General features: G+C 64.3%; 7 protein-coding genes and 1 tRNA gene. 2 read left to right on the forward strand and 6 right to left on the reverse strand.

Translation table 11 applies throughout. The features are described from left to right. Window positions 1-302: 302 nt before the first annotated feature. The 4 genes from C7G41_RS37105 to C7G41_RS30370 all read right to left on the reverse strand — a co-directional run bounded on the left by C7G41_RS37105 (window position 303) and on the right by C7G41_RS30370 (window position 3,421). Window positions 303-761: a hypothetical protein gene (locus C7G41_RS37105; RefSeq protein ID WP_146159830.1), complete on the reverse strand. Its 459-nt coding sequence runs from the start codon at window positions 759-761 to the stop codon at window positions 303-305. Between the two features lie 393 nt (window positions 762-1,154). Next, window positions 1,155-1,229 (reverse strand) — tRNA-Val (locus C7G41_RS30360). A gap of 167 nt (window positions 1,230-1,396) precedes the next feature. Then, window positions 1,397-2,695 carry a hypothetical protein gene (locus C7G41_RS30365; protein ID WP_106945975.1) on the reverse strand — a complete coding sequence of 433 codons (1,299 nt, stop codon included), beginning with the start codon at window positions 2,693-2,695 and terminating at the stop codon, window positions 1,397-1,399. Window positions 2,696-2,815: 120 nt separating this feature from the next. Further along, window positions 2,816-3,421, reverse strand: coding sequence for a DUF1134 domain-containing protein (locus tag C7G41_RS30370; protein WP_007606270.1), 606 nt, complete (start codon window positions 3,419-3,421; stop codon window positions 2,816-2,818). Between the two features lie 139 nt (window positions 3,422-3,560). On the opposite strand from C7G41_RS30370, the gene C7G41_RS30375 reads away from it, so the two are divergent. Then, window positions 3,561-4,046: a YHS domain-containing (seleno)protein gene (locus tag C7G41_RS30375; RefSeq protein WP_106945976.1), complete on the forward strand. Its 486-nt coding sequence runs from the start codon at window positions 3,561-3,563 to the stop codon at window positions 4,044-4,046. Between the two features lie 15 nt (window positions 4,047-4,061). Here the strand turns inward: C7G41_RS30375 and C7G41_RS30380 are convergent, their stop codons facing one another. Then, window positions 4,062-4,889, reverse strand: coding sequence for a 3'(2'),5'-bisphosphate nucleotidase CysQ (locus tag C7G41_RS30380; RefSeq protein ID WP_106945977.1), 828 nt, complete (start codon window positions 4,887-4,889; stop codon window positions 4,062-4,064). Between the two features lie 171 nt (window positions 4,890-5,060). On the opposite strand from C7G41_RS30380, the gene chpT reads away from it, so the two are divergent. Next, window positions 5,061-5,714, forward strand: a complete 654-nt coding sequence (gene chpT / locus C7G41_RS30385) for a histidine phosphotransferase ChpT (protein WP_106945986.1) — start codon at window positions 5,061-5,063, stop codon at window positions 5,712-5,714. Between the two features lie 14 nt (window positions 5,715-5,728). Here chpT and C7G41_RS38120 read toward each other — a convergent pair. Continuing rightward, the coding region (locus tag C7G41_RS38120; protein ID WP_210205408.1) for a hypothetical protein at window positions 5,729-6,000 on the reverse strand (272 nt) is incomplete at its 5' end.

Below are 6,000 nucleotides of genomic sequence, written 5' to 3' on the forward strand. Positions count from 1 at the left end.
GTGGAAGGTGGTCCGGCCACCGTCCGGCCCGGCGTGGGTCCACGAAATCAGACACGATGGCTAGCGGCTGATGGTGCGCCGGGATGGCGTCAGCAGCATACTGCTCGCGCATTTTGTCCCTCATTTCTTGCCGGTCTCGCCATCGCCTTCGGACGTGTCCAGCAGTCGCTCGACGGGATATCTCTTGCTTGCCGTAGGGGAAGCAAAACTCTCACGAGAGGCCGCCGCCGGGCAGCTCGTATGCGCGGGGCAGAGTGTGGTCGAGTTTTCTTCAGCTCGCGGAAAAAGTCTTTAGGCGGATCTCAGCACCCATACCTCGGATTGGCGATGCACCGATTAATGCGGTCGATCTCGAACGAGCGTTCGAGGCTCTCAGTCATCCCGCGAGCCATCTGCGAGTTGTGGATCGTGCGATTGAGCTTGGCCAATTCAGTGCGCTGGGCGTCGTAGGCGGCATAGGCCTCTTGTTCGGTCTTGGTGCCGTTCCGGACCTGCGCGGCGACTGTGTCGATGACTTCGGCGAGATCCTGCGCAACAAGCTGCCCGGCTGGATGAGGATGCAGGATCGCCATCCGTCGCGCGATGTTCGATAGGCACGGCGCCGCCTTCAGGAAGCCAACCTCCAGCGTCCCGCAGTTCTTGTTGAGGAAGCTATCCTCCGGTGTTGCCACGCCTGTCCAGAATTGCTGCCACGAAAACGCTGATGCCGGAGAGGCTACGAACAGCAATGCGGTCGCGGCCATAATCGTCGTGAGTTTCACTTCTTCCTCGATTGGGCTGGATCGTGACCTAACCCTCGAACGTCAGGTCTCAGGCCAATCCGACTGGTCCGGCTTGGCTCCGATGGGAACTGCGTTCTACGCAAGCGCCACGTGATGGGATTTCTTTAGATCGTTGCGTCGCGTGTGACTTGATAGTTCGCGCCAAACATCTGTGCTTAGCGGCCAATGATCCGGCATGGGGAACGCAACCCTGAAGTCCGTGGCACCAAAATTTTGCCGGACCGCCTTGCGGTCGTTTCGGGCGGCGATGTTGGGGGATAGCAGGGGGCGGGCCGCAGCGACAGGTCGAGGCACTGGGCGCCTCCGTGCTGTCAGGGTGCTGTCAGGAATAGCTTCGTAAAAGGAGGCTGCGCCGTAACCTACTGAAACCAATGGTGGGCGCACAAGGGATCGAACCTTGGACCTCTCCCGTGTGAAGGGAACGCTCTCCCGCTGAGCTATGCACCCGAAACCATCATGCAGGCGACCCGAGTTTCGGCCGCCGGCGCTTTGGAGCCCGCGATTTAGAAGTGCGGGCCGAAGGTGTCAAGTTTCGAGGCGTCCCGAGACGTTAAAAGCCGCCCGAAAACCTTCCACAGACCGCGAAATTCGGCCGTGAGACCGTTTGGAGCCGCTTACGCGCCCTGCTGGCGGGCGCGGGAGGCGTGGGCCTGGAGCGCACGGATGCGTTCGGCCAGTGTTCCGCCGCCTTCGGGCAGGGTGCCTGCGGCCGTGCCGTTGCTCGGGGCGTCATTGGCTGGGCGCGGCGCCGGCCTCGGCGGCTGGCCTGCCTCGGCCGCGAGCAGGGCCTCGATCGGCGAGTTCGGGCCTTCGAGCTGCATCGCGAGCTTGGCCACTTCGGCGGCGATGTCGTTGATGCGTTCGCGCAGCAGCGCGTTCTCCATCCGCTCGGTCGCCCAGGAGCTCTCGGCCTGTTGCTGGATCGCGTTGATGTCGCGCTGGAGCTTGGCGCGCTCGTCGCGCGCGGTGCGGAGCTGCTCCTCCAGCGCGGTCTTTTCCGCGCGGATCGATTCCATTGCGGCCGACGATTTGCCGCCGCTCAAGGCCGCGATCTCGACGCGCAGCTCCTTGATGATGCGCTCATTGCCCTCGTTGGCCTGGCGGAGCTGGTTGTTCTCATAGTCGCGCTCGGCGAGCAGCTTGCCCTGCGTGGCGAGGCGGCCCTCGAGATCGCCGACGCGGCCGGAGAGCATCTCGGCTTCTTTCACCTGCAAGATGAGCTGGCGATCGAGGTCGGTGACGCGCTGGCTCAGATTCTCGACGCGCCCGCGGGCGTCGCCGAGCTCGCGCGAGGCGGTCTCGGATTCGGTACGCTCCTGCGCCAGTCGCGCCTGCGTCGCGGCAAATTCCTTCTCGGCGTCGCCGACGCGGTTCTTCAGCTCTTCGATCTGCGCACGAACCGCGACCAGCTCGACCTGGCGGCTCTCCGCCATTATCGAGCGGTCGGACAGTTCGGAATTGATCTTTGCGAGCTCGCCCTGTTTGTCGGTCAGCGCGATCTCGGCGGCACGCAGGGCTGCGGTCTTGGTGTTGAATTCCTCTTCGGTGGCGCGGAGCTGCTCCTTCACCGCCTTCTCGCGCGCTTCGAGTGCGAAGATCGTGGCGTTCTTCTCGCCGAGCTCGATCTTCATGCGGTTGATGGCGTCGCTCTTCTTGCCGAGCTCGGCGAGCTGGCTCGTGGTCTTGTTCTTGAGCTGGTCGACGCTCATCTCCAGCCGTCGCGCCGACATGGCGAACTCGGCGCGGAGCTGGTCCTTGTCGGCCTGGATCTCGGCCATCGACAACGGCGTGGCGGCCTCGAGCCGGCGCGTGGTCAGACGCACGGCGCGGTTATGCACCAGCGGCACGATGGCGAGCCCGCACAGCATCGAGAGCAGGAAACCGATCGCCAGGTACATGATCGGTTCGACCATGGGCCAGAACTCCCAAAAGCTAAGGAAAAATTTACCAAGGACATTGCATGCGGGGCCGGCAAAAAGCCAGCCCCGACATGTCGTTAACCTTGATCCGTCGCCGGAGGGGAAAGCGGAACGCTAAAACGGGTTCCAGGTCGCGCGCGGGGTGAATTTCAAATAGCCGATATTGGCTCCCAGCCGCAGGCCGAGGCCCGAGCGGATCGGTACCAGCACGATGTTGTTGGCGGTGAGCGCCGTCATGCCGAAGCCGCCGATGATGTAGGCCGAGCCGTCGAGGCCGGCGAAGCGCTGGTAGATCGCGTTGGTGGCAGGCAAATTATAGACCAGCGTCATGGTGCGCGCGCCGTCGCCACCCCAGTCGAAGCCGAGCGAGGGACCCTGCCAATAGACGCGCAGGTCACCGGCATTCTTGGTGTAGAGCGTGCCTTCGCCGTAGCGCAGGCCGGCGACGAAAGCTCCGGACCCTTCCTCACCGAGGATATAGCCGTTGGGCAGGCCCCATTGGCTGACCGCCTTCTCGATGATCGAGGCGAGGCCGCGCGAGACGTTGCCGAAGAAGCGGTGGCCGGCGTTCACGAGTTCGTCCGGCCCATAGGTGCTGGGCGTCGGGGTCCGCTGCGGGGGCGGCAAATCGGGCGGTGGCGGCTGCTGGGCGGAAGCCGGAATGATCCACCCGACCATCGCGGCAAGCGCGACTGCGGCAAGGCGTGATGCGAAAGTCATAAAAGAACCCCTGGTATCGAATCCGGTCGCTTCCTTAACCTGACGCCAACAGGCGCGGCTCTAGGTTGCGCCGGATGTCCCCTCGACTCGGATGTTATCCGCAGCAACTATGACGGCACAACGGCAGGAAGCCAGCCCTTTGCGCCCCGGAATTGCCTTGATCGGCCTTCTGGTCTGCATGCTGTCGGGCATTTGGATCCTCTGCGCGGGGTTGCCGGCGCAGGCGGCCACCACCGAGCGGATCGTCGTCAACCGCTTCAGCGGCGTGGCGATCGAGGGCTTCGACCCCGTGGCCTATTTCGTGGATGGCGCAGCCGTGCAGGGGACGGCCGAGTTCGAGGCGAACCTGTGGGGCGCAGTCTGGCGCTTTCGGAACGAGGGCAACCGGGCCTCTTTCCTGGCTCATCCCGAGGTCTACGGCCCCCAGTTCGGCGGCTACGATCCGGTCGATATCGCCCGCGGCGTCATCATCGCCGGTAACCCCCGTTTCTTCGCGATCGCGGCGCAGCGGCTCTATCTGTTCAGCCGGGAAGCCAATCGCGACGCCTTCGCCGCCAACCCCGAGCGCTTCCTCTACGAGGTGGGCAAGCGCTGGCCTGCCCTCGAGGACAAGCTCAGCCAGTAGGCCACCTTTACGACGTCAGAGTCCTGCCGCCTGCGGGTCACCCCAGGCGATGAACTCCGGGATGATGAAGCCGCCGTCGTGCCGCTCGCCGAAGCGGAGCGCGCCGCCCTTGCCGTCGGTTACGCTGCCGCCGGCCGCGGTCACGACCGCGTAGCCGGCCCCGACGTCCCATTCACAGGTAGGCCCGAAGCGGGGATAGATGTCGGCACTGCCTTCCGCGATCCGGCCGAATTTTACGGCCGAGCCGACCGTCTTCCTGACGGCGTTGGGGCGGTGATCGATGAAGGCCTCGGTTCTGGGATCTCCATGCGAGCGGCTCACCGCGGCGATCCAGGGCTCGCCCAGGGGCGGCAGCTTGCGGGTATGGATCGGCTCGGCAGCGCCGATGGTCGTGCCCTCGAACCTGACGCGCTCGGCGCCACGGCCGACGATGCCGCGCCAGAGTAGCCCGAGCGCCGGGGCGCTGACGATGCCCAGCAGCGGCACGCCCGATGTCACGAGGGCCAGGTTGACGGTGAACTCGTCGCGCCCGGCGACGAACTCCTTGGTGCCGTCGAGCGGGTCGATCAGGAAGAAGCTGTCGCGGAACGGCGGCGAGGCGAGCTGGGTCCCCTCTTCCGACAGCGTCGGGATGTCGCCCGCGAGCTGCGCCAGCCCGTCCGCGATGATGCGGTCGGCGGCAAGGTCGGCCTCGGTCACCGGCGAGCCGTCCTGCTTGCCGTCGACCCGCATCGCCGTGCGGTTGACCGCGAGGATGGCTTCGCCCGCCTTCACCACCAGCGCGGTGAGCGGCTCCATCAGGTGGGAGGCGGCCGCGCCGTCGATGATCCGCTTCACCTGCATGCCTCATTCATCGGCAATTCCATCCTTACGCCAGTGATTCGCCGCGGCATTAGGGCCGCTTCGAACCGATCGCAAGCTAGCTGCCACGGGCTTGCGAATGTTAGAACCTGCGGCATTCGTCAAGCATGCTTGATTCGCCGCGTCCGCGCCGTGCAATTCCAGGAACCCTTTATGTCTGACGCTTCGTCACCCGCTACCGCCACCGCTCCAGATGCGCTCGAACTCGCTGCGCTGTTGTGCTCGCGGGTCTGCCACGATCTCATCAGCCCTGTCGGCGCCATCGTCAATGGGCTCGAAGTGCTCGACGACGATCCCAAGCCCGACGACCGCGAGTTCGCACTCGACCTGATTCGCAAGAGCGCGAAAACCGCCTCCGCCCGCCTCCAGTTCTGCCGCCTGGCTTTCGGCGCGGCCGGCTCGTCCGGCGCGCAGATCGATCTCGGCGATGCCCAGACCATGGCGCGCGGTCACATCGAGGACGGCAAGTGCTCGATCACCTGGAATCTGCCGCGGATCCTGATGCCGAAGAATCGCGTCAAGCTGCTCCTCAACATGCTGGTCGTTTCGCAACACACGATCCCGCGCGGCGGAGTGCTGACGATCGATCCGATCGGCGAGGGCGAGACGATGAGCTTCCGCATCACCGCGACCGGACATAATGCGCGCCTGCCGCAGAACATCTCCGAGCTCTTGAGCGGCGAGCGCGGCCCGGCTGCGGATGCACATGCGATCCAGCCTTATTATACGCGGCTGTTGGCAGAGGCTTGCGGGCTCACCGTGAGGCTCGCGCACGAAGGCGAGGCCATCACCATTATCGCGTCGTAGACAAGTCGCCGCTCTCAAACGTTAATCAAGTCTTTACGAGGCGCTTCGGCTTGTCCGGAGCGCCTTATCTCTTTGTTGATTCCGTTCTTTTCCACATACTCAACCATTATTAAACGCTTTGCGGTGAAGCTGGCCCCATTCCGAAATGGCGCATCACGTCTTGTGTGCGCGCCCTCCCTGTATGAAGGCCTGTTTTCATGGATGATCTGTTGCGGGAGTTTTTGACGGAAACCAGCGAGAGCCTGGACACCGTGGACAATCAGCTGGTGAAGTTCGAGCAGGAGCC

It is taken from the genome of Bradyrhizobium sp. MOS002 (assembly GCF_003020115.1).
Classification (GTDB): Bacteria; Pseudomonadota; Alphaproteobacteria; order Rhizobiales; family Xanthobacteraceae; genus Bradyrhizobium.

Excerpts from the sequence above, each read along its gene's own strand:
- chpT (WP_106945986.1), top strand. The coding sequence starts at position 5,061 with ATGTCTGACGCTTCGTCACCCGCTACCGCCACCGCTCCAGATGCGCTC.
- C7G41_RS30370 (WP_007606270.1), bottom strand. The coding sequence starts at position 3,421 with ATGACTTTCGCATCACGCCTTGCCGCAGTCGCGCTTGCCGCGATGGTC.
- C7G41_RS30365 (WP_106945975.1), bottom strand. The coding sequence starts at position 2,695 with ATGGTCGAACCGATCATGTACCTGGCGATCGGTTTCCTGCTCTCGATG.
- C7G41_RS30380 (WP_106945977.1), bottom strand. The coding sequence starts at position 4,889 with ATGCAGGTGAAGCGGATCATCGACGGCGCGGCCGCCTCCCACCTGATG.